Origin of the sequence: Catellatospora tritici (genome assembly GCF_019083965.1) — a bacterium.
In the GTDB taxonomy this organism is placed as follows: Bacteria; Actinomycetota; Actinomycetes; order Mycobacteriales; family Micromonosporaceae; genus Catellatospora; species Catellatospora tritici.
Genome location: NZ_JAHRCY010000029.1, coordinates 1 through 25,457, shown reverse-complemented (window position 1 = coordinate 25,457; position 25,457 = coordinate 1). Strand labels below are relative to the sequence as shown.

The 25,457-nt window shown below is 70.7% G+C and carries 22 protein-coding genes and 1 pseudogene; 11 read left to right on the top strand and 12 right to left on the bottom strand.

What is annotated here, in order from left to right; translation table 11 throughout:
- The first annotated feature begins 167 nt into the window (after nucleotides 1-167).
- A complete protein-coding gene (locus KUA19_RS37470) occupies nucleotides 168-392 on the top strand; it encodes a carbohydrate-binding protein (protein WP_217403916.1) in 225 nt (74 codons plus the stop codon).
- A gap of 81 nt (nucleotides 393-473) precedes the next feature.
- Here the strand turns inward: KUA19_RS37470 and KUA19_RS37465 are convergent, their stop codons facing one another.
- The 4 genes from KUA19_RS37465 to KUA19_RS37450 form a co-directional block, all read right to left on the bottom strand.
- Nucleotides 474-1,109 carry a hypothetical protein gene (locus tag KUA19_RS37465; protein WP_217403914.1) on the bottom strand — a complete coding sequence of 212 codons (636 nt, stop codon included), beginning with the start codon at nucleotides 1,107-1,109 and terminating at the stop codon, nucleotides 474-476.
- Between the two features lie 385 nt (nucleotides 1,110-1,494).
- Nucleotides 1,495-2,049 (bottom strand): hypothetical protein, encoded by a 555-nt coding sequence (locus KUA19_RS37460; RefSeq protein WP_217403913.1) that lies wholly within the window; start codon nucleotides 2,047-2,049, stop codon nucleotides 1,495-1,497.
- A 463-nt stretch (nucleotides 2,050-2,512) separates the two neighbouring features.
- A complete protein-coding gene (locus KUA19_RS37455) occupies nucleotides 2,513-2,818 on the bottom strand; it encodes a hypothetical protein (protein ID WP_217403911.1) in 306 nt (101 codons plus the stop codon).
- 213 nt (nucleotides 2,819-3,031) lie between these two features.
- Entirely contained in the window at nucleotides 3,032-3,499 is a 468-nt protein-coding gene (locus KUA19_RS37450) for an ankyrin repeat domain-containing protein (protein ID WP_217403909.1), read from the bottom strand.
- On the opposite strand from KUA19_RS37450, the gene KUA19_RS37445 reads away from it, so the two are divergent.
- Nucleotides 3,498-5,852 carry a ricin-type beta-trefoil lectin domain protein gene (locus KUA19_RS37445; RefSeq protein WP_217403907.1) on the top strand — a complete coding sequence of 785 codons (2,355 nt, stop codon included), beginning with the start codon at nucleotides 3,498-3,500 and terminating at the stop codon, nucleotides 5,850-5,852. The two genes, KUA19_RS37450 and KUA19_RS37445, sit on opposite strands and share 2 nt — an antisense overlap.
- A 114-nt stretch (nucleotides 5,853-5,966) precedes the next feature.
- On the opposite strand, the gene KUA19_RS37440 is transcribed toward KUA19_RS37445, so the two are convergent.
- Both KUA19_RS37440 and KUA19_RS37435 read right to left on the bottom strand, forming a co-directional pair.
- A complete protein-coding gene (locus tag KUA19_RS37440; protein ID WP_217403905.1) occupies nucleotides 5,967-6,422 on the bottom strand; it encodes a hypothetical protein in 456 nt (151 codons plus the stop codon).
- A gap of 16 nt (nucleotides 6,423-6,438) precedes the next feature.
- On the bottom strand, nucleotides 6,439-7,866 hold the full coding sequence (locus tag KUA19_RS37435) for a hypothetical protein (protein ID WP_217403903.1): 1,428 nt from the start codon (nucleotides 7,864-7,866) through the stop codon (nucleotides 6,439-6,441).
- Between the two features lie 283 nt (nucleotides 7,867-8,149).
- Between KUA19_RS37435 and KUA19_RS37430 the strand changes: the two genes are divergently transcribed.
- From KUA19_RS37430 to KUA19_RS37415, 4 genes are all read left to right on the top strand, one after another.
- Entirely contained in the window at nucleotides 8,150-8,578 is a 429-nt protein-coding gene (locus KUA19_RS37430; protein ID WP_217403901.1) for a hypothetical protein, read from the top strand.
- A complete protein-coding gene (locus KUA19_RS37425; RefSeq protein WP_217403899.1) occupies nucleotides 8,575-11,583 on the top strand; it encodes a M48 family metalloprotease in 3,009 nt (1,002 codons plus the stop codon). Before KUA19_RS37430 ends, KUA19_RS37425 begins: the two co-directional genes overlap by 4 nt.
- A 113-nt stretch (nucleotides 11,584-11,696) precedes the next feature.
- The gene (locus tag KUA19_RS37420) at nucleotides 11,697-12,137 is read left to right on the top strand and encodes a hypothetical protein (protein WP_217403897.1); all 441 of its coding nucleotides are present in this window, start codon (nucleotides 11,697-11,699) and stop codon (nucleotides 12,135-12,137) included.
- Nucleotides 12,134-12,814 carry a hypothetical protein gene (locus tag KUA19_RS37415; protein ID WP_217403895.1) on the top strand — a complete coding sequence of 227 codons (681 nt, stop codon included), beginning with the start codon at nucleotides 12,134-12,136 and terminating at the stop codon, nucleotides 12,812-12,814. The genes KUA19_RS37420 and KUA19_RS37415 overlap by 4 nt, the downstream gene beginning before the upstream one ends.
- 33 nt (nucleotides 12,815-12,847) lie before the next feature.
- Here KUA19_RS37415 and KUA19_RS37410 read toward each other — a convergent pair whose 3' ends face one another.
- Nucleotides 12,848-13,030, bottom strand: coding sequence for a hypothetical protein (locus tag KUA19_RS37410; protein ID WP_217403893.1), 183 nt, complete (start codon nucleotides 13,028-13,030; stop codon nucleotides 12,848-12,850).
- Nucleotides 13,031-13,321: 291 nt separating this feature from the next.
- Here KUA19_RS37410 and KUA19_RS37405 point away from each other — a divergent pair, with 291 nt between their 5' ends.
- The 4 genes from KUA19_RS37405 to KUA19_RS44265 all read left to right on the top strand — a co-directional run bounded on the left by KUA19_RS37405 (nucleotide 13,322) and on the right by KUA19_RS44265 (nucleotide 17,578).
- Nucleotides 13,322-16,321: an AfsR/SARP family transcriptional regulator gene (locus KUA19_RS37405; RefSeq protein ID WP_217403891.1), complete on the top strand. Its 3,000-nt coding sequence runs from the start codon at nucleotides 13,322-13,324 to the stop codon at nucleotides 16,319-16,321.
- Nucleotides 16,318-16,485 (top strand): hypothetical protein, encoded by a 168-nt coding sequence (locus tag KUA19_RS37400; protein WP_217403889.1) that lies wholly within the window; start codon nucleotides 16,318-16,320, stop codon nucleotides 16,483-16,485. Before KUA19_RS37405 ends, KUA19_RS37400 begins: the two co-directional genes overlap by 4 nt.
- Nucleotides 16,486-17,015: 530 nt before the next feature.
- Nucleotides 17,016-17,249 (top strand): hypothetical protein, encoded by a 234-nt coding sequence (locus tag KUA19_RS45145; protein ID WP_217403887.1) that lies wholly within the window; start codon nucleotides 17,016-17,018, stop codon nucleotides 17,247-17,249.
- A gap of 194 nt (nucleotides 17,250-17,443) precedes the next feature.
- The gene (locus KUA19_RS44265) at nucleotides 17,444-17,578 is read left to right on the top strand and encodes a hypothetical protein (RefSeq protein ID WP_302563617.1); all 135 of its coding nucleotides are present in this window, start codon (nucleotides 17,444-17,446) and stop codon (nucleotides 17,576-17,578) included.
- Between the two features lie 253 nt (nucleotides 17,579-17,831).
- On the opposite strand, the gene KUA19_RS37390 is transcribed toward KUA19_RS44265, so the two are convergent.
- The 5 genes from KUA19_RS37390 to KUA19_RS44800 form a co-directional block, all read right to left on the bottom strand.
- Entirely contained in the window at nucleotides 17,832-20,459 is a 2,628-nt protein-coding gene (locus tag KUA19_RS37390) for a glycosyl hydrolase (protein WP_217403885.1), read from the bottom strand.
- Between the two features lie 255 nt (nucleotides 20,460-20,714).
- Nucleotides 20,715-20,912: a hypothetical protein gene (locus KUA19_RS37385; protein ID WP_217403883.1), complete on the bottom strand. Its 198-nt coding sequence runs from the start codon at nucleotides 20,910-20,912 to the stop codon at nucleotides 20,715-20,717.
- A gap of 498 nt (nucleotides 20,913-21,410) precedes the next feature.
- Nucleotides 21,411-22,496: a sensor histidine kinase gene (locus KUA19_RS37380; protein ID WP_217403881.1), complete on the bottom strand. Its 1,086-nt coding sequence runs from the start codon at nucleotides 22,494-22,496 to the stop codon at nucleotides 21,411-21,413.
- A complete protein-coding gene (locus KUA19_RS37375) occupies nucleotides 22,468-23,163 on the bottom strand; it encodes a response regulator transcription factor (protein WP_217403879.1) in 696 nt (231 codons plus the stop codon). Before KUA19_RS37375 ends, KUA19_RS37380 begins: the two co-directional genes overlap by 29 nt.
- Before the next feature lie 268 nt (nucleotides 23,164-23,431).
- Nucleotides 23,432-24,763 carry a YibE/F family protein gene (locus KUA19_RS44800; protein ID WP_308167867.1) on the bottom strand — a complete coding sequence of 444 codons (1,332 nt, stop codon included), beginning with the start codon at nucleotides 24,761-24,763 and terminating at the stop codon, nucleotides 23,432-23,434.
- 456 nt (nucleotides 24,764-25,219) lie between these two features.
- On the opposite strand from KUA19_RS44800, the pseudogene KUA19_RS37365 reads away from it, so the two are divergent.
- Nucleotides 25,220-25,457: pseudogene (locus tag KUA19_RS37365) on the top strand (permease); the annotation flags it as partial.

The following is a 25,457-nucleotide window of genomic DNA, read 5'->3' as shown; positions in this document are numbered from 1 at the left end:
CGGATTCCCGATGGTCAGGGGCAGCCGGGTGCCTACCGAGACCGAACGCGGCACACTGGACCACTGCGTCGCACGCGACACCACCACCGCCTCGCAGGGGCAGGTCGTCGGGTACATCGACTACGCCGACAGCTGGGTGGAGCTGAGCGTCTTCGCACCCCGGGCTGGTGGCATACAACACCGTCTACGTCGCCTACTCGGCGGGCTACGGCGACGCGCAGCACACACTCACCGTCAACGGAGGCTCGCCCACCATCGCGAACTACCCCAACACCGGCCGGGAGACCTGGCGGCAGGCCCCTGTCGGGGTAACGCTGGCGGCCGGCTGGAACACGGTGCGGCTGACCTTCCTGTCCCGCTGGGCCGAACTCGACTACATCGAGGTGGCGTAGCCCGACCCGCGCACCGGCTCCGCTACTCGGCGGGGCCGGTACGCTCGCCCTGCTGCCCAACGGCGGCCGTGTGAGCGGTGGTCAGGGGCGGACGGGATCTGCGGTGACACGGGCCAGCACCGCGTGCAGCCGCGCCCGGTCGACCGGTCCGCCGGGTGGTGCGACGTAGAAGGCGACCCAGCCGGGACGCGCCTGCTGGCCGGCGAGGCCGAACTCCACGGCCACCGGGTGAGCGCAGTTCCGCGCCAGATCAGGCCGCCGGTCGAGGACAGCGTCGACGGTTCGCGGCGAATACGACTCCCCCTCGCGCCAAAGGGTTTCCGCGCCCACCGAGGACCAGGCGTTCACCGCGCCCAGCTGCGCGAAGGCGGCCCTGTCACCCGGCTCCCCGTCCAGCAGCGCCCGCAGGCCCGCCGCGGCGGTGATGCGCCCGGGGACGCCGTGCGTGGCATCCGACGCCCCGATCGTCGCCAGCACCCGGGTCACCGCGTCGGCCGCCTGCTGCCACTGCTCGGCCGGGAAGGCCGCGCCGACGAAGGCATTGCCAGGCCACATGACCTCGACCCCGAGGTGCCCCACGCCGTTCGACATCGGCTCGAGGAACGCGGCCGGATTCCCGTCGATGACGACCGCCCGCTCCCACCGGCCGTCGGGAGCCGCCTGGACCAGCGGCTCGACCGGCAGTTCCGCACTCAGGAGTTCCCGCAGACCCGACATCACGCAACCCTCGCGCACCGCGCGCCGAGCGGGACCCGCACGCCGTGGGCAGCCAGTTCGTCGCCGGTACAGATCCAGAAGTCCATCTCCGAAGAGTACGGTCGGCGCGGGCCACGGCCAACCGGACCGCGGCAGCCAGCTCATCCGCACTGGCAGCTCCCGGCTGGACGTCGACGCCGGCTGGCTCGACGCCATCCGCGACTACCGCAAAAGACGGTGCGTCCGCCTCGGCCGACGGCGTCGATCCTGCCGTCGGCGTGCACGGCGATCTTGACGTCACCGGTGATGCGCAAGAACAACGAGGCTAGCGCCGGGTTGGCGGCGGCGGCGGCGTTTAGCACGACCAGCGTCTGGGCGAAGCCACCCTGGCGGTCGGCGCGGACGATCAGGTCCACCCCGGAAGCACCGCGGCATAGGTCGCGCCCGCGCCCGACACGGTCGGCACGGGCAGCGCCATCGGCAGGGTGAGGCCAAGCGTTTCACCCGCCGACGTCATCACGGCCAGTGGTCCCGGACCGCCGCCCGAAAGCCGCAGCTCGGACGTCGACACGGCCGGCGACAAGGTGCCGTCGGAGTTACGGTGCAAGCTCGCGTCCAGACCCTTCCACTGCCCGCCGACGTACTTGCGAACCGGGACGAGACTGGTGGTCAGTCGCAGCGCGCCCGTCGGCAGCGCGGTGACGGTCTGCGTCTCGGTCGTGGAGCCGACGACCTCGACGGCCCGGCCGGTACGCCATGCCTGAGTCAGTGCTTCGGTGGTGGTCATCTGATGCTTCGGCTCGCTCGGCGCAGCCGGTGGTGCGAGGAGGCGAGCGGCGCCCTCGGCGGGGGCGGCCGGCCCGGCGAGGCCCGCGGCCACTACGGCGAGGGCGGTGAGTGCGCTGATACGTACGGCGTTGCGGCTTCGCAATGAAACCATGGGAACCCCGATCATCGGCACGGGGTATCCATCGACCCCGCTGGCGCTCAGTAAAGCAGGGCAGAGTAATTCACGGGGGGCGATGAAAGACGCATATGTGGCAGGTGCGTCAGCGCGGCTTGCGGCTTTGGTGGCATGGTCCGGTAAGGAAGGCAGTACTGCCTTACGCGGCTAAAGCAGCCTCGGCCACATATGCGGTATTTGAAACACGTCTTGCACTTCGATCTCTCCATGCTCGGAGATCGTGTCGGCGATGCGGCGCAGTAGAGCAGGCACGTCGCCTTGCCCAGGACCCTGCGGATTGGCCTGGGAGAAGTGGCGGACGATCCAAGACTCCATCGAACCCTCTTCTCCCTGCTATGTGCAGCGTGCTGCCAAAGCTTCAAGCGGTCGGCGAGGAGGGACGCTGCGAGGTGGGTCCTCCTCTACCGGGTGGCCTGGGCTGGCGCCGGCGTGGTGACGCCTCCTGCTTGGCGCTGCCCGATCACCTCACCAGGCCGGCGAGGTGTCTCTGCGCCAGATCGTCGACGATCGGTTGAGTGTGAGGGTCGTCGCCGGTGATTGCGCTGCCGTCGGCGTTGGTGATCGTGCAGTACAGCAGGTAATGCCCACGCACGTCCCAGGCCACATTCGCGGCCGCGCGGGAGATCGCATTTGTCTTGCCCCCTGCGATGACGCCATCGTATTTGGGGCGGTGCCTTAGTTGGCGTAATGGGCGCACTCGCAATCGAAATCGTGACCTCCGGCATAGAGACGGCGGCGCTGCTGCCGCGTCGACGTATTTCAGCACCTGCGCAGATCATCCCCGTGCTGCTGCTGGGCGTGGCACTGCGGATCCGTGAGATCGACGCCGTTGCCCGCCGTGCCCGCAGACAGGCGTCCCCCCTGCCCGGCAGACATATTGCGGGTGGGCAGGCGACCAGCGCGACCACAATGGTCCGCTGGGCCATGATCCATCTCTTCGCCCAGCGGTTCTCAAACGCATCGCCCCAGCCCAGCCCGGTTACGTGGTCTGCTCGGTGGCGGGCAGGGCTCCCTGGCTGGTGAGCCAGGCGACCAGGTCGTCGAAGTGGTGGCGGCGGGCGGCATCGAGCGGGGTCAGCCCGTCCCACGGTGCGACCCGGTTCAGGTTCGCACCGTGCTGGAGCAGGTGCTGGACAGTGGCCTGCTGTCCGCCGTGGCGTGCGGCCCACAGGGCGGCCGCGAGTAGCAGGCCTGTCCAGCCCATCGGGCCGTGATCAGTGTTCCTGAATGGACGCATCTTCACCAGCGGATTCCAACATTCCTTCAGGTTGGCGGGCAGGCGCGTCGACATCCTGGTGGCCTCCGCCACCCATCGACAGGAGGACGCGTTGAGAAGATCGGTTTCAGCCGTCGCGGCATCGCTCGCCGCAGCGGTGCTGTTGGCCATTTCGCCGAGCGCGGCGCACGCCTTGGCCGACCGTGCGCCGCTCGGCAGGTTCGAGACCATGGGCGTCGGCTACGGCCAGGCCGCGCGCCTGGTCGGCTGGGCGCTCGATCAGGACTGGCCGGGCAGCATCAAGGTCGACGTCTACATCTCGGGAAACCTCGCCCAGTCGGTCGACGCCAACGCCTACCGGCCTGACATCGGCGCGGCCTACCCGGGCACCGGCAGCAACCACGGGTTCGACGTCACCGTCACCGTGCCGTCCGGCGCCAGCGTGTGCCTGGTCGCGAAGAACACACCCAGCGGACCGTTCGGCGCAAGCGACACCACGCTGGGCTGCAAATCCTTCGGCAACGCCACGCGCCGGATCAGCGCCGGGTTCGACCCGTGGTGGACGGCTGCCGGGCAGCGCGCCAGTGCCGCCGAACCGGACACGTTCAGCTACGGCGACACCATCGTCGCCGCGTACCAGGTCGGCCGGTACGAGTCCGGCGGCGGTGCGGACAACATCGGCGTGGCGGTCTCGACCGACGCGGGCGTCACCTGGTCCCAGTCGTACCTACCCGGCATCACAGTCGTCGCGGGTGGCCCGCACCAGCGAGTCAGCGACCCGGCCGTCGCCTACGACCGGGCACACAACACCTGGATGATCGTCTCCATGCCCATCGTTCCCGGCAACGATGGCTCGGGAGCCCTGATCAGCCGCTCCACCGACGGCGGTGCCACCTGGCGCGCCCCGGTCTGGGCACTGGGCAACGACGGCAACCGCTGGGACAAGTCCTGGGTCGCCTGCGACAACCGCTCCGGCAGCCCGTACTACGGCCGCTGCTACGTGTCGATCGAGGGGTTCGGTGCCGGCCAGCCGGACTCGGTGTATCTGGCGACCTCCACCGACGGCGGCGCCACATGGTCGCCGAAGGGCACTTCCGCCGCAGGTCCGCTGAACCATCAGGGCACGCCGGGCGCGATCGCGATCCTGCCCAACGGCACCGTGGCCGCGCTGTTCGTCGAATTCGCCCCGGATGGCAACTACCTGGCCGAACTCACCTCGACAAACGGCGGGGCGACCTGGAACGGTCCCACCCGGATCACGGCGGCACGGTACCACCAGGCGCCGTTCGTGCGTGACCTGCTGCCCCTGCCCGACGCCGCCGTCGACGCCATGGGCCGGATCGTGGTCGTATGGGAGGATTGCCGCAACTACCCGAGCTGCGCCCGAGACGACATCCTGATGTCGACCTCGACCGACGCGTTCACCTGGACCAGTCCCGTCGTCGTGGCCCGCCCGTCGCCGAATGGCGACCTGTTCATGCCCAGCATCGGCACCGACCAGTGGGACACGGCGCAGCCGCAGACCCTCGCCGTGACCTACCACGCTGAGGCGGACCAGTCGTGCACTCCCGACGGCGCGGGCGGCACCCCGGTCTGCACCGTATCGGTCCTGCTGGCGACCTCCCGCGATGCCGGCCGAACCTGGGCCTCCGGGCCGGCGTTGGCCGGGCCGATGGAGGTCCGGGCGATGGCCAAGGCGAACACGCTGGGCATGCTGGGCGACTACACGTCGACGTCGGTGGTGCGCGGCAACGCGATCAGCGTCTTCGCGGCCGCCGCCGGTCCGGGCACGGCTACCCCGAACCTTGACCAGGCACTCTACGCAGCCGGGCCGCTGCCGCTCGGGGACGCGGCCGCCGCCGCGAACGCCAGCAGCGGCACCGGGCCGATCACTGCGGGCACGGTCGCCAAGTGCGTGGCGGCGACTCCCAGCGGCACCACGGTCCAGTTGCAGGCGTGCACCGGCGGTGCCGACCAGGAGTGGACGTACACGGCGGGCACCCTGCGCGTGCAGGGCAACTGCCTCGATGCAGGCGGGGCCGCGGCCAATGGCACTCGCGTACGGACGCTGGCCTGCTCGGCCGGGGCGTCGCAGCAGTGGCTCAAGCAGGCCGACGAGTCGCTGTTCAACCCGTGGTCGGGCCGCTGCTTGGACGCGCCGGGCACCGCCGACGGGACTAGGCTTCAGCTGTGGGACTGCAACCACGGCGCCGCGCAGCGCTGGTTCCACGTCACGTATGCGGGCAGTGACACTCTCGGCTGGGGAAAGCAGCTCAACCTGCGCACGTTCCTGCGCTCGGCCGACGGACGGTTCCGGTCGGTGCTGCAGGCCGACGGCAACCTGGTCGTCTACGGCCCCGGTATGCAGGTGCTGTGGGCCACCAACATACTGTCGCCGGCCGTGCGGCTGGTGCTGCAGACCGACGGCAACCTGGTGGAGTACTCGGGCAACAACACCGCCACGTGGGCCTCCAACACCCGGGGTGCCCCGGCCCATCACCTGACCATGCAGAACGACGGCAACCTGGTCCTCTACAGCGGCACCGGCCAAGCCGTCTGGAGCACCGGAACCTGCTGCCACTGACACGGTCGCCAGCCGGGTCCGAGGGCGCCACCGCGGCTCGGACCCGGCTCGGGGCTGCGAAGCGGAGACGGGCCGGGACGGTCGGCGCCGTCCCGGCCCGCATCTGGTCGGGCATCAGTCCCGGGCGTACTCGATGGAACGGCCGTGCTGGTCGACCAGGGTCAGCGTCCCGCCCGACACCCGCCAGCGGTAACTGGTGCCCTCCCTGCAGGCGGTGACCGAGTCGGAGGCGCCACGCGTCGGGTGGACCGCGAAGCCGCCACCGGCGGAGAATTCCAGGTATCCCTCGCACGCGGCGAAGCTGCTGGCGAAAGTGAACCCGCCGTCGCTGCTGAAGTGCCAGGTCAGCACGTCGATACCGGCGTTGTCGAGCCAGTCGCCGACCAGTGCGGCCGGCGCCGCCGGTGGGGGCGGGGGCGCCGGGTCGGACACGATCGGTGCGGTGCCGGCGGCCGGCGGTGCGGGCGGTGCCGCGGACGGCTCGTCGGACCCGCACCCGGCGGGCAGGCTGGCGGCGGTGATGGCCGCCAGCGCCGCCGCGGCGCGCGCGGCACGTTCGGTGATCTTCATGTGAGTCTCCTTCCGGTCAGTCGATACGGAATTCGTTCATCCCGCCGTTGGCCGCGAGGCTGCGGTGCAGGTCGACGGCATCGACGGCGAGCGTGCCCGATTCGGCGTAGATCTCGGCCCGGGTGATGTTCTCCCAGCCGCGGCCGCAGACCGTGCTCGGCGTCCACGTGTTCGCTCCGGGCAGGTTCGCGGTGGCCCGGTACGTGAGCTGGTACGCGTTGCCCGATGGGGGCAGCTGCCACAGCACGAGCCGGGCGCTGGCGCCGCCGCCGGTGCCCAGCGTCGCCATCCGGGCAGACATGCAGTAGTTGATCTCGCCCGTGATGTCCTGGTACAGGCTGCCACCGGGCAGTGCGGCGCCGAACCTGGCGCCCTCGGGCGGATTGTTGCCGGTGACACCCGGCCCGTACGTGGTGAGCACGGTCGGCGCCCAGGTCGACCAGTAGGCGGTGGTCGCGTTGAACCCGCCGTTGCGGACCAGGCTCGGATGCAGGTCCACCATGTCGAACAGGAGGGTGGGCACGTTGGGCTGCGGGTAGATCTCGACCCGGACCACCGAGTGGCCGGCAGTGGCGGTGGCGCAGGTGGTCACCGGCGTCCAGGCGCCGCTGCCGGGCAGGCCGGCGAAGGAGGTGGTCGCGTTCTCGGTGGTGCCGCCCAGCAGCCAGACGGCCAGTGTGCCGCCGGATCCGGTGGTGGAGCCGAACGAGGCGACCTGCGCGGTGGCGCAGTAGGTGTCGCCAGGGTTGAGGATCCGCCCGCTGTCCTGGTAGACGCTGCCGCCGGCGGTGGCTGCGGCAAAGCGCGAGCCTTCGTACGGCGCGCCGGCTGTCCCCGGGCCGTAGGTGGTGAACGTCGTGGGCGCGAACGCCGACCAGTAGGAGGTGCCGTTGTTGAACCCGCCGTTGGCGGCGAGGCTGACGTGCAGGTCGACGGCGTCGACGGCGACGGCCGGCCCGCCGACCTTCGGATAGAACTGGATCCTGACCGCCGTGTGCGCCGATGTCGCGGTGACACAGGTGCCCACCGGCGTCCAGTTGTTGCGGTTGGGCAGGTCGGCGACAGTCTTGGTCGAACTCTCGACGTTGCCCCAGATGAGGAACACCGTCATCTCGACGCCGCCGCCGGTGGCGGTTCCCTCGGTGGCGACCTGTGCGCTGGCGCAGTAGGTGTCGCCCGGGTAGATCGTGCGGGTGATGTCCTGGTAGATGCTGCCGCCGGACTGGGTGGACTGCACCGAACCGTACATCGGGCCCTCGTACGGATCGGTGCCGGTCTCGCCCGCCAGGTGCGTCGCCGCGACCGTGCCGGCCGCGGTGCTCCAGCGGAACAGGTACGGGAATCCGGCCGAAGCCGGGCTCGCAGACAGCCCGACCAGCGCACTGGTGACCAGGGTCAGTACCGCCGCGGCGAGGGCCGCCCAGCGAGTTGCGCGATGTCGCATGATGCACGCTCCTCGATGAGGGTTGAAATCAGGTGGCGCCAGGATCCACCCGCCGTCGCGGCCTGGCCTGAAGCAAACCTGTAATCCGGTGCTCAGGACACCCGCATGCCGGCGCCGGGCCGCAGTGGTGCCGCAGCCAGGCGATTCCAGGATTCCTTCAGGATCATGCGCGGTGCCCGTGCGACCCTGCCCGCGTCCATTGACAACACCCTGAGGATTGCCTCAAACGTCATGCATGCGCATATCTGGAGGCGGTATGGAGTCAGGTCCACGAACGTCGGCTGTGGACGTGGTACGCGCGACGGTGGCCGGCCAGGCACCCGACGAGCTGCCGTTCGTCGATCAGGTCACGCGGCTGTGCACGGCAGATCCCCGGATCATGTACCACCCCGGTGACCGCCGCCCAGGGGTGCTCGCCGACGGGCTGTCGCTGTTCCTCGTCGTGGCCACGCCGATCCTGTTCGGCGTGCTCAACGACCTCGCTACGCAGGCGGCCACCTCGGGCCTGCGCGCCGTGTGGGAGCGGCTCCGCCGCCGCGGCCGGCGGGTGCTGCGCCTTGATCCGGCCGCGGCGCTCCAGCCGTACACCCCGGAGCAGATTCTCTACGCCACCACCGAGGTCACCAGCCGCCTGCTGCGCCTGGGCATGCCCGCCGCGCAGGTCAAGGCGATCGCCGACGAGTTCGCCCACCAGCTGGGAGGGGTCCGATGACCGTGCCGACGCAACCAGGCAGGCCCGCAGTGCCCTGGCGGGCCGCAGTCACCCTGCCGTCGACCACCCTGTCTCGGTTCCTGCTGCTCATCGGGGTGTTGTTCATCGGGGCGCTGCCCTTCTACCAGTACTGGACCTTCCTGGTGCTGCGCCTCACGCCGACCTACTCCGACTGCAGCGCGATCGTCGACGCCGGCGACACCGCCGACTACATCAGGAGGCTGGCCACCTGTCCCGAAGCCGTCGACCGCACCTCGGTCCTGATCCAGCTGGGCGCCGCCAGCAGCGTCATCGTGGCGGCGCTGCTGCAGTACGCGGCATGGCCGTGGTGGGTGGCCCGGCGTCAGCGGCTGACGCCGCTGGACGAGGCCGAATACCCCGAGGTCGCCGCCGACCTGCGGGAGCTGGTCGCCGAGGCGGGCCTGCGCCGGCCGCCGCAGTTCCTGGTCCGACAGCTGACCTCGGCTGAGGGCCTGGCGTTCGGCCGCTTCCCGCGTTACCGCGTCCGGCTCGACGCCGGCCTGATCATCTGGCACGCCGCCGATCCGGTCCGGTTCCGGACGGTCGTCCGGCACGAGCTGGCCCACCTGCGCAACCGCGACGTGGACCTGACCTACCTGGCCCTGTCGTTCTGGCGTGCTTTCGTGCTGGTCGTGGCTGTGCCGACCGTGGTCGAGGTGGGCGTCACGCTCGTCCAGCACGACTTCGCCGTCAGCGGCTACATGACCGACCAGTTGTCCTCGCTCGCCTTCATCCTGGTCATGGCCTACCTCGCCCTGCGGTCGGTGCTGCGGACCCGCGAGTTCCACGCCGACGTGCTCGCCGCCGGCGACGACGGAGCGGCCGGCCCGCTCGGATCCATGTTGGACGCACGGCACCGGTCGGCGCCCCCGTCCTGGCGCGAGCGGCTGCGCAGACCGGTGCAGACCCATCCCGCCGCCGCCGAGCGCCTGCGCGTGCTGCAGGACCCGGGGCTGCTTTTCCGGTTCGCGGCACTGGACGCGCTCGTCGCGGGCGCGGCGGCCGGTTTCGGCCTGCCGGGCCTGCGCCTGATGGTGGGCGGTCTCGGTGGCACCTACACCGGACCGACCGAAGTGGTGGCAGGCCTGATCGCCGCACTGCCGATCACGGCCGTGGTGGCGGCCGCTGCTGTGCGGACCGCCTACGCCACGATCGCGGCAGGGCGGCGGCTGCCGCTCGGGTCTGCGGCGGCGCTGTGCGCGGTCGCCGGGTTCATCGCCGGGGAGTGCCTGTCCTACCTGCTGCTGTACATCGACTGGTACGACATGCTGACCGGTCGGACCTGGACGGCCGTCTGGCTGGCGGTCATCCTCGCCGCGGGAATGCTCCTCGTGGTCCGTTGGACGATCATCTCCGCCGCGGTGTGGTTGCAGGGCCGCTCGACCGCCCCGCCACCGTGGAGCTACGTGCTGCTGGCCGCCCTCGCAGCCGCACCGCTGACCGCGGTGCTGGTGTACTGGCAGAAGGCGCACGAAGGCGAACTGCCCGGCGCGGGACGCTACCTGTGGTACACCTACGTCCAGATGCTGATCGAGTACCCGGGCGTCATCGCCGTCGGGCTCGCCGCGATGGCGCTGCTTCCGCTGCTGGCGGGCATACGGCGCCGCGGCCAGGTGACCGCACCGCTGGGTCTGAGCCTCGGGGCCGGGGCCCTGGCCGCCGCGATCACCGTGGCGCTCGTGGTCCGGCCGCTGGACTGGTGGTGGCTGGTTACCGTGCCGACGCCGAGCCCGCAGAGCGACGACCTCAGCAACATGCAGTACCTCACGGGCGTCGTCATGGCGGTCGTCGCCGTGGCCGCGTTCGTCGCGGCGGCGGCCGGCCGGCGCAGCGCCGCGCTGGGGGCGGTCTACGGTCTGTGCGCGGCCGCCGTCGGCGCGTCCCTGACCGTCGTGATCGACGGCGTCAACCGGGCGGCCCGCGCATGGCTCGGCGGCCGGGACTTCACTTGGGAGGGCGTCCGCTTCTTCGACTCGTTCACGTTCCGGCAGGCGCTCGTGGCCTCGGTCGCCTTCGTCTTGGCGGGTGCTGTGATCGGGCGGCTGGCGGGTGTGGCCGGGCGGCTGTCGGCCTGGCCGGGCGGCGACCCGCCCGCCCGCAGGGCGCCCACGGTCGCGGCAGGCCTGGCGGCGGCGGTCGTCGTCGCGGTCGCGGGCCTGCAGGCGACGGTTCCGATGCGGTTCATGGATCTGCCGGATGTGCCGAACCGGCCAGGAGCCACCGCGAGCCCCGCACCATCGCCCGGGCCGGGGCCTGACCCGTTCACCCTGCCGGCCGATCTCGGCGCGCCGACGATGTGCGCCTGGTTCCCACTCGGCTGGTTCGGCACCGAGGTGGCGCAGGCGACCGTCGACCAGCGAAGCCTCGACGAGTACGTCTGGGTCGGCCTGGTGTTGTCGCACGCAGATGATCCGAACCTGGCCACACTGGGCTCGCAGCTGACGCTGGCCTTGCGGGCCGGCGACCCGCAGCAGGTGCTGACCGTGATGACCGCGTTCTCGAACAAGTGCGTGGACGCCGCCGGCGCCACGACCACCGGCACGGTGCTGCCGCCGCGCGACAGCTGCCTGGTCGGAGAGTGGGAGCTGACCAGGTCGATGCATCGCTACGACCTCGGCTCGTACGGACTGGGCAAGGTCGTCCTGACCAGCGTCGGCACCTACCGCAGCAGCATCCGCGCCGACGGCACCGCCGTCGACACGGCGGCGGGGTACCGGCAGGTGGGGGCGACCGGTGACGCCGAGGTGTCGCTGACGCAGGACCGGACCCGCACCTACACCTGGCATGCCGGGGCAGGGGTGTACCTGCAGTCGCAGGATTCCGGGCCGATGACGATCACCCTGGCCAAGGACGGCGTCACGGTCGACGAGATAGATCTGTCCGGCAGCACCGCCAGCGGGGGAGCGGAGTACACCTGCGACGCCACGACGCTGCGGCTCACCTACGCCGGTGACGACTACGAGGAGTTCAGCCGCGTGAGCTGACGCGCCCCTCCCGGTGGCCCGCAGCGGGCCACCGGGAGACCCCTTGTCCGGCGATCGGAGACCCTGAATCATGGATGCCGCGCCGCCCGCAGGGGGAGAGGGGAAGCCGCCAAATGCCACAGCCGACCGCCGAACAGCTCGTCCGCGCCATACTGGCCCGCCACGCGCCCGCGGAGCTGGACCACTTCGAGCCGGTCACGGCGCTGCTGTTCGCCAACCCGGCGGCGATGTACACCTCCCGCGACGGCGAGAGTGGTCCGCTTGGCGCAGACCTCGGCCAGGTCGTGGTTGTGTTGACGCCCGTGCTCTACGCGGTCCTCAACGACCTGGCCAAGGAGATGGGCGCCGAGGCCGTCGCGAAGGTCAGGATTCTGGTACGGGAGAAGTACGGGCTCTACCTGCGCCGCAACGAGCCCATGCGCGGCGCCGCCAACGCGCAGATGGCCGAGCGGGTCCTCGCCACCCTGACACGTCGGCTCGGTGGGCGGCTGTCCGCCGAAGACCTCGCCGGCATCGCCGACGACCTGTGCGAACAGCTGACGGACCACACGTGAGCGACGACGAGCGGGCCGTCCGGGCAGCCGCCCGGCCTGCCCTCGCGGAGCTCGCCGCGCACCTGGAGAAGCTGCGGTCCGGCACTGCGGTGACCCAGGTCCACGCCGGAGTGCTGGCACTGCAGCCGAGCCGGCTCATCGCGCTGGGCGTGCCGGAAGTGCGGACCCGGGCCCGGGTCCGCACTGAGTACCGGCACTTCAGTACGCAGTGGACCGATTTGCGTGAGCTGCGCAAGCTGCCGCCGCTGGACGGCATGGTCTTACCGTCGGTCGTCGTGATGAGCAGGCCCGGCGAGGAGGCCGAGAACATCGCCACGGCCGAACGGCTGTGGCACCGGGCGATGGCCGAGCAGGGACCGCGACGCCGGCGCGGCCCCGCCCCGGCCGGTGGCGGCCGGGGCGCGCCCGCGCAGGATCCGCCTGCCGCGGTGGCCGCCGTTGAGCAGGCCGCGGCTCCGGGCCGGGGCGGTCCGCTCATCGTGCTCGGCTTGGCGGTCATCGCCGGGGGAGGATTCATCGTCAATGCCGGCCTGGACCGGCCCGGCCCGGCTGGTGTCGCGGTCGCCGCGATCGGTGCGCTCGTCGCCGCTGTCGGCGGTGACCTGGCCAAGCGCGGCATCAGGCGGGTGCGGACCGGCCGGTCCGAGCGTACGTCCGGACCTGCCGGTCCGCCCTGAGCGCGGACCGGCCGGTCCGGTGTACCGTCCGGATCAGCGCGGCAGCATCAGCGCGGCTGCGCGGTCGGCCTGCGCGGTCTGCGGCGGCTGCGGGGCGGTGTCGTGGTCGTTGGCCGACACCTGTCCCCGCACGGCAGCGGTCGGGACCGCGGCGGCCAGCATAGCCGCCATGATCGAGACGAGCAGTACGGCGATCTTGCGAATGGCCGGGTTCATCGGGGCCCTCCAAGGGCTGGTGGCCGTCGGGATGACGGCTCGGTAGACCCAGGAGACCGAGAAGTCGATCACACTAAATACCGTCGAGAATCACAGGTTCTCGCAGGTAGGGATAGCCGTGGTATTGCCGTGGTATCGCCCGTCGCCCGCCGGGGGCGACACCGGGTGCCCGACCGTTGGCCAGCGAGCCGCACCGGGCGCGGGATGCGGCCGCGGACGGTCCCACGGCACACTCGTCTATGCGGCGGCATCCGCCCAGCGGCGGCGGCACGGATCCACGGAGGTTGGCTGGTGACGCGGATCAGGTTCCGGCTGTTCGGCCCGCTCGAGATCGACACCGGGACCGGAGTCGTCGACGCGGGCCATGCCCGCCAAGCCGCCGTCCTGGCGGTCCTGCTGCTCGAGCCCGGCCGTGTCGTCACCGTCGCCGACCTCGTCCACCGCATCCATAGCGGTGGCAAGACCAGCAGTCCGGCCACCATTCACACCTACGTCTCCAGGCTGCGCACCGTCCTCAAACCGGCCGGGGTGCTCATCGAGCAGAACTCCGGCGGCTACGCAATCGGCGTGCGTCCCGAGGAAGTCGACGTGCACGTGTTCCGCGACCTGCTGGACCGAGCCCGAGCCGACCGCAGCACCGCCACCGGCCATCTCGCTCAGGCGCTGGCTCTGTGGCGGGGGGCAGCGTTCGCCGCGATCGCCTCCGACTGGCTGACCGGCATCGCGGCCGAGCTGGAGGACGAACGGATCACCGCCTTCGAGGACTGGGCGCAGGGCGAGCTCGACGCCGGACACCACCGCAACCTGATCCGGCCCATCCGCCACCAGGTCCAGCGATACCCCCTCAACACCAGGCTCGTCGAACTGCTGATGATCACCCTGTACCGGGCCGGCCGTTCCGATGAGGCACTCGCCGTGTACAGCCGCTACGCCGAACAGGTCGGCCGCCGTCCCGGCCACGAGGTACGCCCGAACCTGCGCCGCCTCCAGCACCGCATCCTCATCTGCGACGAGAGCCTGGATCCGGACGTCCCGCGCAGCCCCGCCGCCCCGGCGCCGTGGACCCTGCCGCGCGACGTCAACCTGGTCGGCCGCGGCGTGCCACTCGCCCGGCTCGACCGGCTCCTGCCGTCGCAACCGCCGGTTCCGCAGCCGGTCGCGGTGATCAGCGGACCACCCGGAGTCGGCAAGACCGCCCTGGCCGTGCACTGGGCCTATCGGAAAGCACGCCTGTTCCCGGACGGCTGCCTCTACGCCGACCTGCACGGCTTCGGGCCGACGGCACCGTCTGAACCCGACAGCGTCCTCGACGGTTTCCTCACCGCGCTGGGTGTCGCACCGAGCCGGCTGCCGGCGAGCCATGACGCCAAGACATCCCTCTACCGGACCCTGGTCCACCACCGCCGGATACTGGTGATCCTCGACAACGCGGGCTCGACCGACCAGATCCGGACGCTGCTACCCGGCGGCACCGCGACGACGGTCCTCGTCATCAGCCGGCAGCCGCTGCGGCAACTCGCGGCGACCACCGACGTGCTGGGCATCGCCCTCGGACCGCTGTCACCGCAGGACAGCACGGCGCTCCTGCACTCGCTCGTCGACCCCCACCTCCTCGCCAGGCACCGGCAGACGCTAGAACAACTGCGGCAGGCATGCGGCGGCCTGCCGATCGCGCTGCGCCTGGCCGCTGCCGCCGGCCACGGCGCGGCAGTCGAAGACCTGCCCACCCTGGCCGCCGCGCTCGCGGCATCCGCCGACACACTGTCCGCACTCGATCCGGACGGGACAATGGCCGCGGCGTTCTCCTGGTCCTACCGCACGCTGCCACCGGACGCGGCCGCGCTGTTCCGGCTGCTGGGCCTGCACGTGACGAACACGTTCGACGTGCCGACGGCCGCCGCACTGGGCGGCGTCTCCATCGCGCAGGCCGGTCAGCTGCTGGACGTGATGTGCAACGCGGGCCTGGTCGACCGCTCCCGCGACCGCCACCGCCTGCACGACCTACTGCACGAGTACGCCATGCGCTGCGCCGAAGCCGACGAGCCGGTCGACCGCAGGACGCAGGCCCAGACGCGGATGATCGACCACTACACGGCGGCCGCGACCCGGGCCATGGACGTCATCCTGCCCGCCGAGCAGCAGCGGCGTTCGACCCGAACACCGGACGGGGCAATGGACTTCCCGCACGCCACCGCGGCCCGCGCCTGGCTCGCGGCCGAGCGCAGCACGTTGCTGGACGTGGCAAGGCTGGCCGCCGAGTCCGGCGCGGTCGCGCAGGTGTGCGCACTGGCGATGGCGCTGTTCCGGTTCCTCGACCACGGCGGGCACCTGGCCGACGCCGCCACGATCGCCGAGGCGGCGCTGTCGGCCGCCCGCCACGGCGGCGACCGCCGAGCGGAAGCGGAGATGCTGATCCACCTCGGCGCCGTCCGGATCCGATCGGCGGCCTACGCCGACGCCGCCGAACTGCTGAGGCAGGCACTCGACCTGTCCACCGACCTCGGGTCGCCGCACGGCCGCGCCCGAGCGCTGGGCAACCTGGCCCGCATCTCGGCCCGGACCGGTGACCTTGCCACGGCTGTAGCCCGGCACCGCGAGGCCATCGCCGGGTTCGTGGCCGCCGCAGACCTGCTCGGACAGGCTCGGGCGAGGACCAACCTGGGTATCGTGCTGAGCCACCTGGACCGCCTGGACGAAGCCGAGCATGAACTCCGCCAGGCGGTGGCGCTTGCCCGGGAGTTGAGCGTGCCCGACAGCGAGGCACGTGCCCTCGGCAGCCTGGCGAGCATCCTGCAGCGCAGGGGCCGACTGCGGGAGGCCGCCGACGGGCACTTCGCCTCGCTGCAGATCTTCGACGCCATCGAGGACCGCATCGGTGCTGCTGTCGCCCGGGCCAACCTCGGCATCGTCCGGCGAGACCTCGGCGACCCCAGTGGTGCCAGCGTGCTGCAGCGGGACGCGCTCGCCGAGTTCCGGGCCATGGGTGACCGCAAGAACGAAGCCGAAGTGCTCAATGACCTGGCGCTATCGCTGACCGCATCCGGGCAGGCCGACGAGGCGCGAGCCCGCCACCTGGCGGCCCTGGAGGTGGCCGTCGAGATCGGCGACCAGCGCGAACAGCTACGCGGCAGCCTCGGTCTCGCCCGGTTGGCCGCGGCAGGCGGCGACCTCGACGAGGCTCGCCGGCACCTGCGGGAGGCCCGCCAGGTGCACGACGGCCGGCCCGGCCCGTCGGCCCGGGAACTCGCCGACCTCGAGGACGAGCTCGGGGACGGCAGCGCCGCACCGTGACGCTGTTCGACCTGGTGCCTTTGCATGTCGAAGCCGCACCCGAGCGTGCGGTTACCGCATGTGTGGCCGACGTACGCCAGCTGCCGCAGCCGGATGCGTCGGCCGTTGCCGTCCCACTGCTCGGCCCGCTGTTTCTCCGGAAAGTTGGTCTGTTGCACACCTGACCGCGGCTCGGGATAGTCCCCGTTCGGTCAGCCATTGCCGAGGTGGGCGAGCTCCGCGCTTCAGTATGGTGACATTGGACTGTTCGGCGATGACACCGTCCGAAGATCGACCGTACAGTCTCTTGAGCCCTCGCCACGTGGATCGACGGCTATCGCGTGCTGGACTGTGATGGAGCGTCGATGAACGGAACTGATCTCGCGTAGTGGACTCAGCCTTCACTGCAGGAAAGATTTAACGACCGACGTACTCGCCACTTCCGGACATCGGAGATCGCCTCAGCAACACGCTCGGATGGGATCACGATCCGAGCATCGCGGTCGCCAGGCCACACGACGAGATCGTAGACATCGATAAAGCCATGCCGGCTCAAGCTCACACGGCATCACGAAGCAGCGGCACCGCCGCTCGGCAATCGTCCTCTGTTCCGTTCTCGGTCCAGGCCGCCGCCAACTCCTACAGCTGGGAATGGCCGTCTGACTCGTGAAGCACGAACCACTCAACAGGCGTAACCCCGTTCACAACCTCAGCCATGGCTCCCTCACTCGACGGCAGCATCGACCTTCCGCAGCTAGGAGTCTATGCAAGGCTCATCAGGCAAACCATGATCGGAGCGAGCCCTCACCATCGACTCGCACCAGCTGTGATCATCGCCGGACACGCCTTCATGCAGAACCTGCGCCGTGGTCAGTACAAACTCGCCACCGACACCACGCCCACCCGGCGGGTCGCCGCAGCGTTCGCCGAACTTGCCAAAGCGACCTGACCCGCGGCCACAACCAAGATCCACCATGCCCGGCGATCCGACAACGCAACAGCGCCCGTGCGGGATCTGCCACTGGATGTCGGGCGCGAAGCGTTGCGTTGTTTGCTGGCCCGCCGCGGCGTCACGTTCCAGCGCACCAAGACGCGCCGTGACCACACCACCTGGCGGCGGTTCCTGCGCACCAGGCCTCGACCATGTTCGCGTGCGACTTCCTCCACGTCGGCTGCGTCCTCACCCTGCAGCGCCTGTACGTGTTCTTCGGGATGGAGGTCGGCACCCGCTACGTCCACATCCTTGGTGTCACGGCGGACCCAGCTCAGGCCATGTGACGGGGTTCTGGAACCCCACAGGCTCCCTGCACGGCCACAGACCGATGTCACGCGTGCCGGTTCATGTTCCGTCTTCGGTGATCGCCAAGCGTTCCTCGGGCTGTGCCTAAGCCCGGAACGCTGAGAGAACTCAGAGTCTGCGCCGGACGAGCCCGGTCGTGTGTGCGGCGCAGGGTCGGTGCCGACCCGGTGCCGGCAACGGCGAAGGCCCCCGCCTGGAACGGGGGCCTTCGCTTTCGTGGGGTGTCGCGGGTCAGGGCAGCGGGATGGACCAGATGCCGCGGCCGTGGGTGGCCAGGTAGACGGTGTTGGTGGCGGCGTAGTACTCGATGTCCATGCCGACGGTCAGCGGCAGGCCGGTGCCGAGCCGCTGCCAGGTTGTCGCACCGGGGGCCCGGTGGAACGAGGCCAGGTCGGTGGCCAGGATCAGCGATCCGTTGGGCAGGGCCTTGATCGAGCTGGCGGGGACGTCGGGCAGGTTCGCCGAGATGTCGGTCCAGGTGGTGCCGCCGTCGGTGGTCTCGTAGACGTGGCCGTTGCCGGCGCCGGGGCCTTCGGTGAAGCGGCGGGAGAATCCGTTGAGGGCCAGGTACGCGTGCTGGGGGTTGGTCGGGTCGATGCCGGCGCCTTGGATGAACCGGTTGGGGAAGTCGGCGGGCAGGGTGAGCTGGTGCCAGCCGGTGCCGTCGATCTTGCCGACTGCGATGCCGCGGGTGAATCCGGCGTTGTTGCAGGGCCCGCACCAGCCGACGTAGGCGGTGCCGTGTGAGACCGCGACTGAGGTGGCGGTGTGCCCGGCGCCCAGGTCGAAGGCCTTGGTCCAGTCCTTGCCCGAGGTCATCGCGTATCCGTTGGTGGTGACCCAGACGTGTTGGCCGCCGGCGACCCACACGTTGGCGTCGTCGTCGGCTGGGGCGAACGGGGCGATGAACCGGGCGGGCTCGTCACCGGGGCTGCTGCTGTATGGCTGGATGTCGCGCGAGGTGGCCTGCGACGGCATGGTGGCGCCGGGGTTGACGTTGCAGTTGACGGTGGACTTCATGGCCAGTCCGACGTATTCCTGGACCTGTCGGCAGCCGTTGGCGGGGTCGGCGAAGGAGTCGCCGCCGTCGCCCCCGAAGTGTGAGCCCATGACGGTGTCGCCGGGCCGCAGGATCGAGGTGCCGTTGTCCTGCAGGCCGCCGGAGACCACGACGCCGGTGGGGGCGTCGGGGTCCTTGCCGACCGAGACCGAGTAGTACTGCAGGGCGTCCATGGTGCCGTCGTTGAGGCTCTGCCAGTCGGTGGCGTGGCCGTCGGCGTTGGTCTGGCCGTTGATCGGGCGCCGGTACACCCCGCCGTCGTTGCCGACGTACACGAACCCGTTGCCGACGGCGACGGAGTGCTGGTCGGGGTGCATCGGCGCGCGGGGGCAGGTGTTGGCGGCGTCGGAGATGTTCCAGCACGGGAAGTAGAAGTTCCAGTACGGGCCGACGGTCTTCCAGCTGGAGCCGCCGTTGGTGGACTCGTAGACCTCTTCCAGGCCGACCCACAGGTGCTGGGGGTTGGCCGGGTCGACGTCGATGAACTGGTTGTACCAGGCCTGGATGCCGGGGCCGTAGCCCTTGCCGCCGACGGCCTGCTTGAGCGCGGAGCCGGAGTTGCCGAGCTTGCGGGTGTCGGCGATCTTGTTCCACGGCCCGGCGGGGGAGCCGGTGTTGGAGACGTAGACGCCGTCGAGGTAGGAGTTGACGGTGCCGGTGGCCTTGTTGAGCAGCGACGGTGCCTGGTTGATCGCGTACAGCTTGCTGCCGTCGCCGGAGAACCCGAACGTCACGTAGCCGATGTCGTTGGCGGGGATGGCACCACCGGGGTTGACCTTCGTCCAGCCGCCCGTGGTGTAGTCGGCCGTCTCGTAGAAGCCGTTGTAGGTGTCGCCGGAGCGCCAGGCGGCGGCGGCGATCACGTGCTTGGCGTTTCTGGGGTCGCCCGCCACATCGTTGACGATGTTCTTGTACGCCGCGTTGGCGTTGGCGGCGTCGGCTCCGCCGGGCAGGAACGTCGGGTTCGGCGTGAACTCGAGCTTCCATGCGCCGGTGTTGCTGCCCGTGGGGTGGGAGTACAGGCCGCGGCCGGTGGCCGCCCAGACCTTGCCGTCGATGAAGCGCAGCCGGTTGATGACGGTGCTCTCCAGTTCGATCCCGCCGACGCGGTCGGTCGGGCTGAACGTGCCGGTGCGGGGGTTGGCCAGGCGGTAGACGCCGGAGCCGACGTAGGAGGTGGCGCCGGTGTTGCCCTCGCCGGTGCCGTACCACAGCGACCCGTCGCCGGCCAGCACGAGGGTGCCGCTGGACAGGCTGGGCAGCCGGTCGGCGATCGGCGTCCAGTTCCCGCCGCCGGTGGCCGAGCGCCACACGCCGCCGTCGGCGCCGGCCGCGTAGACGTAGCCGCTGTTGTCGGAGGCAAGGCCGGTGATCCGGCCGGTCACCTTTCCGGCGCCGCCGGAGGAGTTGGAGTTGTAGTCGCGGTAGCGCGGGTCGTCGGCGTCGTAGGGCAGCGTGGTCACCTCGTGCCACGCCCCGCCGGCGGTGGTCATGGTGTTGAGCTGCGCGTAGGCGCTGCTGTAGGCGCCGGGCGCGACGATGCCGGGCGCGGTGCGTGCCTGCTGGAACTGCTCGGCGATGGTGGAGGCCTCGAAAGCCTCCTGCGCTGCCTCCTCCGGGTCCTCACCCGCGAGCATCTCGGCCCGCTCGCGCGGCTGGAACGGCAGACCCTCGCCGGGTTCTGACGCGATGCCGAGCCATTCCTGTACCTCGTGGCTGACGGCCACGGCGGTTCCGGCGCCGATCACCGCCAGGGCGCTGAGGATGATGGCGCCTTTCTTCCATCCCTGTATTGACATGGTGCGTTTCCTCCCGGTTGCACCTTGGTGCGGGCATGGGTTGGCCCGCAAAACGAATAGCGCTTCCATCGCCGATGGCGTCACCCACGTCGGGTCGCGATGCGCCTGGTCATGCGGATGCCGGTGGGAGATGACAGGACTGTCATCTCCCACCGGCACGGTGCGGTGGAACCGACCAAGGCGGATGCGTCTGGGGCCGCGGCGGGCGCTGCTGTGGGAGGAGATCTGCGCGCCCGCCGCGGTGCCGGTGGTGGGTCAGGCGCAGCCGGGGTATTTGAACGAGCCGATGCGGGTCTGCCAGTCGGCTCCGATGGCGGCGTAGTACTCGCCGGTGAACCAGAAGGTGCATCCGTCGACCGGGTCGACGCTCATCTCCGAGTAGTCGCCCCAGCGGTTGACGTTTCCGCTGGCCGGTGCGCCGGTGCCTTCGATCAGCGAGGTCTCGGACTGCATGAGGGTGCCCAGCGGGTCGGTGGAAGGAATCGTTGCACGAATTGGCTTTCGAAACCCGAGCGACGGCGATCCGGATACACCAGGAGCGCGAGTGCTGTCGCCGTGAATGGATGGCTGCGTCACATCGCCTGCGAATTCGCTATGGCGAGGGCAGCACAAGAAGACCGCCGCATTATCTGATACAGCGGCAGTCGCTTTTCCTCAAGCCTCGTGGGCAGCACCGTCTCCGCTGACGCACGACCGGCGGTGGCGCGCTATTTGGAGGATGGCGCGCCGCCACCAGTGCGCTCACGTGCGGTGTTCGGGCGGTTCACCGTGCCGCCTTCGCACCGCCTGCGTGCCCTGTCGACGTGTCGGGGAGGACTCGTATTGATAGGGCACGCGCCACCGGGCCATCGGCGTGAGGCAATGGCTCGGCGGGCGTGCTCGACCGCGTCACTGTGGTGACGTCGGCCGGGTATCGGGGAATCTGCTCTTTCGAGGGGGGTTGTCGGCAGACTATTGGCCGCTGAGTGCCGGATCAAGATCGATGACAGGAATGTCATTCGCGGTGTGGTGCTGGCGGCCGACGGGAAACCGCAGCGTGACGGTGGTGCCGCCGTGCTCGCCGCGACGTAGGTGCAGGGTGCCGCCCCAGGCCGCGGCGATGGTGCGCACCGTGGTCAGGCCCAGGCCTGTGCCCGAGCGGCTGTCACGGGGCAGCGGCTCGGCGGCGGTGAGCGCGGCCGCCTGTTCAGCGGTCAGGCCGCTGCCGCTGTCACTGATCTCGATGATCCAGTGGTGCTCGCCGACGGTGCCGGTCACGGCGACGGAATCGCCAGGGCCGGTGAACCTGACCGCGTTGTCGAGCAGGCAGTCCAGCGCGGCCTGCAACCGGTCGGGGCTGGCGTGCACGGCGGCCCCGGCGGTGGCCTGCAGGTGCCAGCGGCGCTGGGCTGTCGGCTTCCAGCGGTCGATGATGCGGGTCAGTTCGGCGCGCAGGTCGACGGGGCGGCGGTCGTAGTCGCCGTCGATCTGGATCAGGGTGAGCAGCCGCTGGGTGATGGTGGCGAGCTTGTCGAGTTCTTCCAGGACGATGGCGGTGTCGGCGAGCAGGGTGGGGTCGCTGCTGCGCTGGCGGGCCAGTTCGGTGTAGCCGCGCGCGATGGTGATGGGGGTGCGCAGTTCGTGGGAGACCTGCCGTACCAGCAGGTCGCGGGACTCGGCCCGGCGCCGGTCGGCGGCGGCGAGCCGGGCCAGTTCGGTGACGGCCTGGTGGCGGCGGCGCAGGTAAGTGGCGATGACTGCGGTCAGCGCGACGCTGAGGGGCACCTCGGCGACCTCGGCCCATTCGATGTAGCCGCCAGCGGCGTGGCGGACCAGGATGACGGCGGTGACGACCGTGGTGGCGCCGGCGACCAGGACCATCTCCCGGGGCCGCCATACGGTGAACCCGTACAGCAGGCACAGTCCGATCCAGATCAGGTGGAACGGGATCGTCTCGTGGCCGGGCAGCAGCAGCATGGCCGCGACGCAGGCGATGGCGGTGGCCAGCCAGGCCAGCCGCAGCACGGCGTTAGTTCGCCGCGAACCGGTATCCGACATGGCGCACCGTCTCTATCCGGTCGGGGTGGTCGAGCTTGGCACGCAGCCGCCGTACGGCCACGTCCACGAGGTTGCTGCCGGGATCGAACCCGATGCCCCACACCTGCGCCAGTAGCTGCTCGCGGCTGCACGTCTGCCCGGCGTGCTGCATGAGGTGCAGCAGGAGCACGCCTTCGCGGTGCGACAGCGCGGACTGCCGGCCGGGCACCTCGACGCGGTGGTGGCGCAGGTCCAGCCGTACCGGCCCGACGGAGATCGCGTCGGTGGTCGGTGCGGCGGGCGGGCGGATCCGGGCGCGGATGCGGGCGACGAGTTCGGCCAGCGCGAACGGTTTGCCCAGGAAGTCGGCCGCGCCCGATTCCAGGCAGGCGACCCGGGTGGCGATGTCCGGGATGGCCGACAGGACCAGTATCCGCGTGCCGGGGTCGTGTTCGACAATGGCGTGCAGGACGTCCAGGCCGTCCATGTCGGGCAGCATCAGGTCGAGGATCACCAGGTCGTACGGGTCGGTGACGGCGGCGTGCAGCCCGCGCGGGCCGGTCGGCTCCCGGTGCAGCGTGAAGCCCTCGGCGGCCAGCGCGCGCTCGATGAGCCCGGCGATGCGGTCGTCGTCCTCGATGAGCAGCAGCCGCCCGGCGGCGGCCGCTGACGCAGGGGTTGTGGTCATGGTCTGCCCATGATGGCTGTCGGCGCCGTTGGGGCGCCGCGGCGGGGCCGTCGTCGCCAGGTGGTCCGGTCGGCGAGGCCGCCGATCGCGGGTATCGGGTACTGCGGATGGCGTGAAGGCATCGGCCTCTCCCGGTCGGTTGATTCCGGGCCGGGCACGGCGCCGGGTCTGTCAGGCCCCTCCCGCCAGCGCAGCGGAATCATGGCACGGTTCGACATGTGATGCCACGTCGTCGGGCCGGGTCGGCGTCCTGCCAGGGACGGCGGCGTCACCGGGAGGCACGTTCCTGGGGCGGCAGGCCCCAGGCCGTCTCGAGGTCATCGGGGCGGCGCGGGCGTTGCGGCCGGGGCGACGGCGCTTTGCGCGGCTCGCGCTTGCCGCCACCGGCGGCCAGGGCGGCCAGCGCGGTGGTGATCGGTACGGCGGTGATCAGGCCGAGGGTGCCGACGATCGACCGGACGATCTCCTGGGCCAGGAACTCTGAGGTCAGTGTGGCGCCGAGCGGTGCTCCGCCGGCGACGAGCAGCAGCAGCGTCGGTAGGGAGGCGCCGGCGTACGCGAGCACGATGGTGTTGACGACCGAGGTGATGTGGGCCCGCCCGACGCGGGCCGCGGCGGCGTACAGCTTGGCGAAGCCGAGCGCCGGGTTGGCCTGCGCGAGTTCGGTGACTGTGTACGCCTGGGTGACCGTGACGTCGTCGAGCACACCGAGGGCGCCGATGAGGATGCCCGCGAGTAGCAGGCCGGGCATGTTGATGTCGGCGTTGACGAGGGTGACGTACATCGACTCCTCGCTGGACATGCCGGTCAGGTGCAGCAGGCTCACGGCGAGGGCGGACAGCCCGCCGGTCAGCGCGAGCGCGGCCAGGGTGCCCAGCACCGCCATCGAGGTCGGGATGTTGATCCCATGGGTCAGGTACAGCACCACCAGCATGATCGCCGCGGAGCCGACGATCGCGACCAGCAGCGGCGAGCTGCCCTGCAGGATCGCCGGCACGATGAACATCAGCAGCACCGCGAACGTGAACGCCAGTCCGGCCAGGGCGGCCACGCCGCGCCAGCGCCCGAACGCCACCACCGCCAGCACGAACGCCAGCACCAGCGCCCACATGCCGTCGCCGCGGTCGTGGTCCATGATGTCGTAGGTGACCGGCCCGCCCTCCTCGGCCGAGTCGGTCTGGATCACGATGACCTTGTCGCCGACGGCGATCCGCGGTGCGCCCGGACCGGAGGGCAGCGCGGTGGTGACCTCGGTGCCCTTGCCGGACCCGCTGGTCAGCCGGACCGCTACCTCGCCGCAGACCGCGGGGCCGGGCTGGTCGAGGCTCTGCAGGGGTGGTTCCGGCTGGGTCGAGCAGTCGACGGTGTGCATGGTCGCCACGACGCCGTCGAACTGGGGCGGCCCGTCCGACGGCTGGGCCTTGACCGAGCCGGGCCATAGCAGCACCAGCCCGACCAGGGTCAGCAGCGCCGCGGGGATCAGGGCGGCGAGCGTCAGCCGGGTCGCCCGGCGGGTTACCGTGGCGGGGAGGTCGCCGTGGGAGTGGCCGTGGCCGGCCGGCTCGGCGTCGTCGTGCCGGTGGTGGTGCGAGGTGGTCACGCGTGGCTCCTGCGCGGTGGGCGGATCTGCCGTGCGGGGGTCGGTCGTGGGGTCGGGGTTACCCAGTAAAGCAGCCGCCGCGCGTGTCGCCCAATCCTGCCGCCGCTTATGACACGCTTCTCGCGGCGGCGAGCGCCGACCATTGCAAATGACAATACTGTCATCTTCCATAGCGGCACGGTGGCGGGACGCGACCGTCAACCCAAGGCGCCCCCATGATCATCCGGACGCACCCCGCCAGCCGGTTTGAACTGGCTCGACGGTCGGTGTGCACGCCCGAACATCAATGCATAGGGCGACATCAAACAATGTGTCGTACACTTGCGGCCACGTCTGGCAGGAGAAGTCGAATCGCTGCCCGATCGGCCCTGCCCCACCTGCCGCTGACGGATCGCATAAGACCATTGCCGCACCGGACATGCCCTCGCAATCAAGCCGCACCTTCCGGGGAACTTCGTGACATCCATCGAGCAGCGCCGACAACCCAGGCCGGCACCACCCGCTGAAGCCCCACCACCGCGGCAGTCCCGCCTGCGCGGCCGCATCGGCTCCGTCGAGGTGCTCGCGGCGGTGCTCGTGGCACTGCTCGTCTTCCGGGCGCCGCTGGCGTCGGCGCTGTCGACGCCGCGGCTGCAGACCTGGACCACCGTCTTCGTATCGGTGATGGTGCAGGCCACGCCGTTCCTGGTGTTCG

What these genes read in the sequence shown, in the direction of transcription:
- KUA19_RS37465 (WP_217403914.1), bottom strand. Translation starts at nt 1,109, where the DNA reads ATGTCGGGTCTGCGGGAACTCCTGAGTGCGGAACTGCCGGTCGAGCCG.
- KUA19_RS37445 (WP_217403907.1), top strand. Translation starts at nt 3,498, where the DNA reads ATGGGCGTCGGCTACGGCCAGGCCGCGCGCCTGGTCGGCTGGGCGCTC.
- KUA19_RS37450 (WP_217403909.1), bottom strand. Translation starts at nt 3,499, where the DNA reads ATGGTCTCGAACCTGCCGAGCGGCGCACGGTCGGCCAAGGCGTGCGCC.
- KUA19_RS37440 (WP_217403905.1), bottom strand. Translation starts at nt 6,422, where the DNA reads ATGAAGATCACCGAACGTGCCGCGCGCGCCGCGGCGGCGCTGGCGGCC.
- KUA19_RS37435 (WP_217403903.1), bottom strand. Translation starts at nt 7,866, where the DNA reads ATGCGACATCGCGCAACTCGCTGGGCGGCCCTCGCCGCGGCGGTACTG.
- KUA19_RS37425 (WP_217403899.1), top strand. Translation starts at nt 8,575, where the DNA reads ATGACCGTGCCGACGCAACCAGGCAGGCCCGCAGTGCCCTGGCGGGCC.
- KUA19_RS37420 (WP_217403897.1), top strand. Translation starts at nt 11,697, where the DNA reads ATGCCACAGCCGACCGCCGAACAGCTCGTCCGCGCCATACTGGCCCGC.
- KUA19_RS37410 (WP_217403893.1), bottom strand. Translation starts at nt 13,030, where the DNA reads ATGAACCCGGCCATTCGCAAGATCGCCGTACTGCTCGTCTCGATCATG.
- KUA19_RS45145 (WP_217403887.1), top strand. Translation starts at nt 17,016, where the DNA reads ATGGCTCCCTCACTCGACGGCAGCATCGACCTTCCGCAGCTAGGAGTC.
- KUA19_RS44265 (WP_302563617.1), top strand. Translation starts at nt 17,444, where the DNA reads ATGTTCGCGTGCGACTTCCTCCACGTCGGCTGCGTCCTCACCCTGCAG.
- KUA19_RS37390 (WP_217403885.1), bottom strand. Translation starts at nt 20,459, where the DNA reads ATGTCAATACAGGGATGGAAGAAAGGCGCCATCATCCTCAGCGCCCTG.
- KUA19_RS37385 (WP_217403883.1), bottom strand. Translation starts at nt 20,912, where the DNA reads ATGCAGTCCGAGACCTCGCTGATCGAAGGCACCGGCGCACCGGCCAGC.
- KUA19_RS37380 (WP_217403881.1), bottom strand. Translation starts at nt 22,496, where the DNA reads ATGTCGGATACCGGTTCGCGGCGAACTAACGCCGTGCTGCGGCTGGCC.
- KUA19_RS37375 (WP_217403879.1), bottom strand. Translation starts at nt 23,163, where the DNA reads ATGACCACAACCCCTGCGTCAGCGGCCGCCGCCGGGCGGCTGCTGCTC.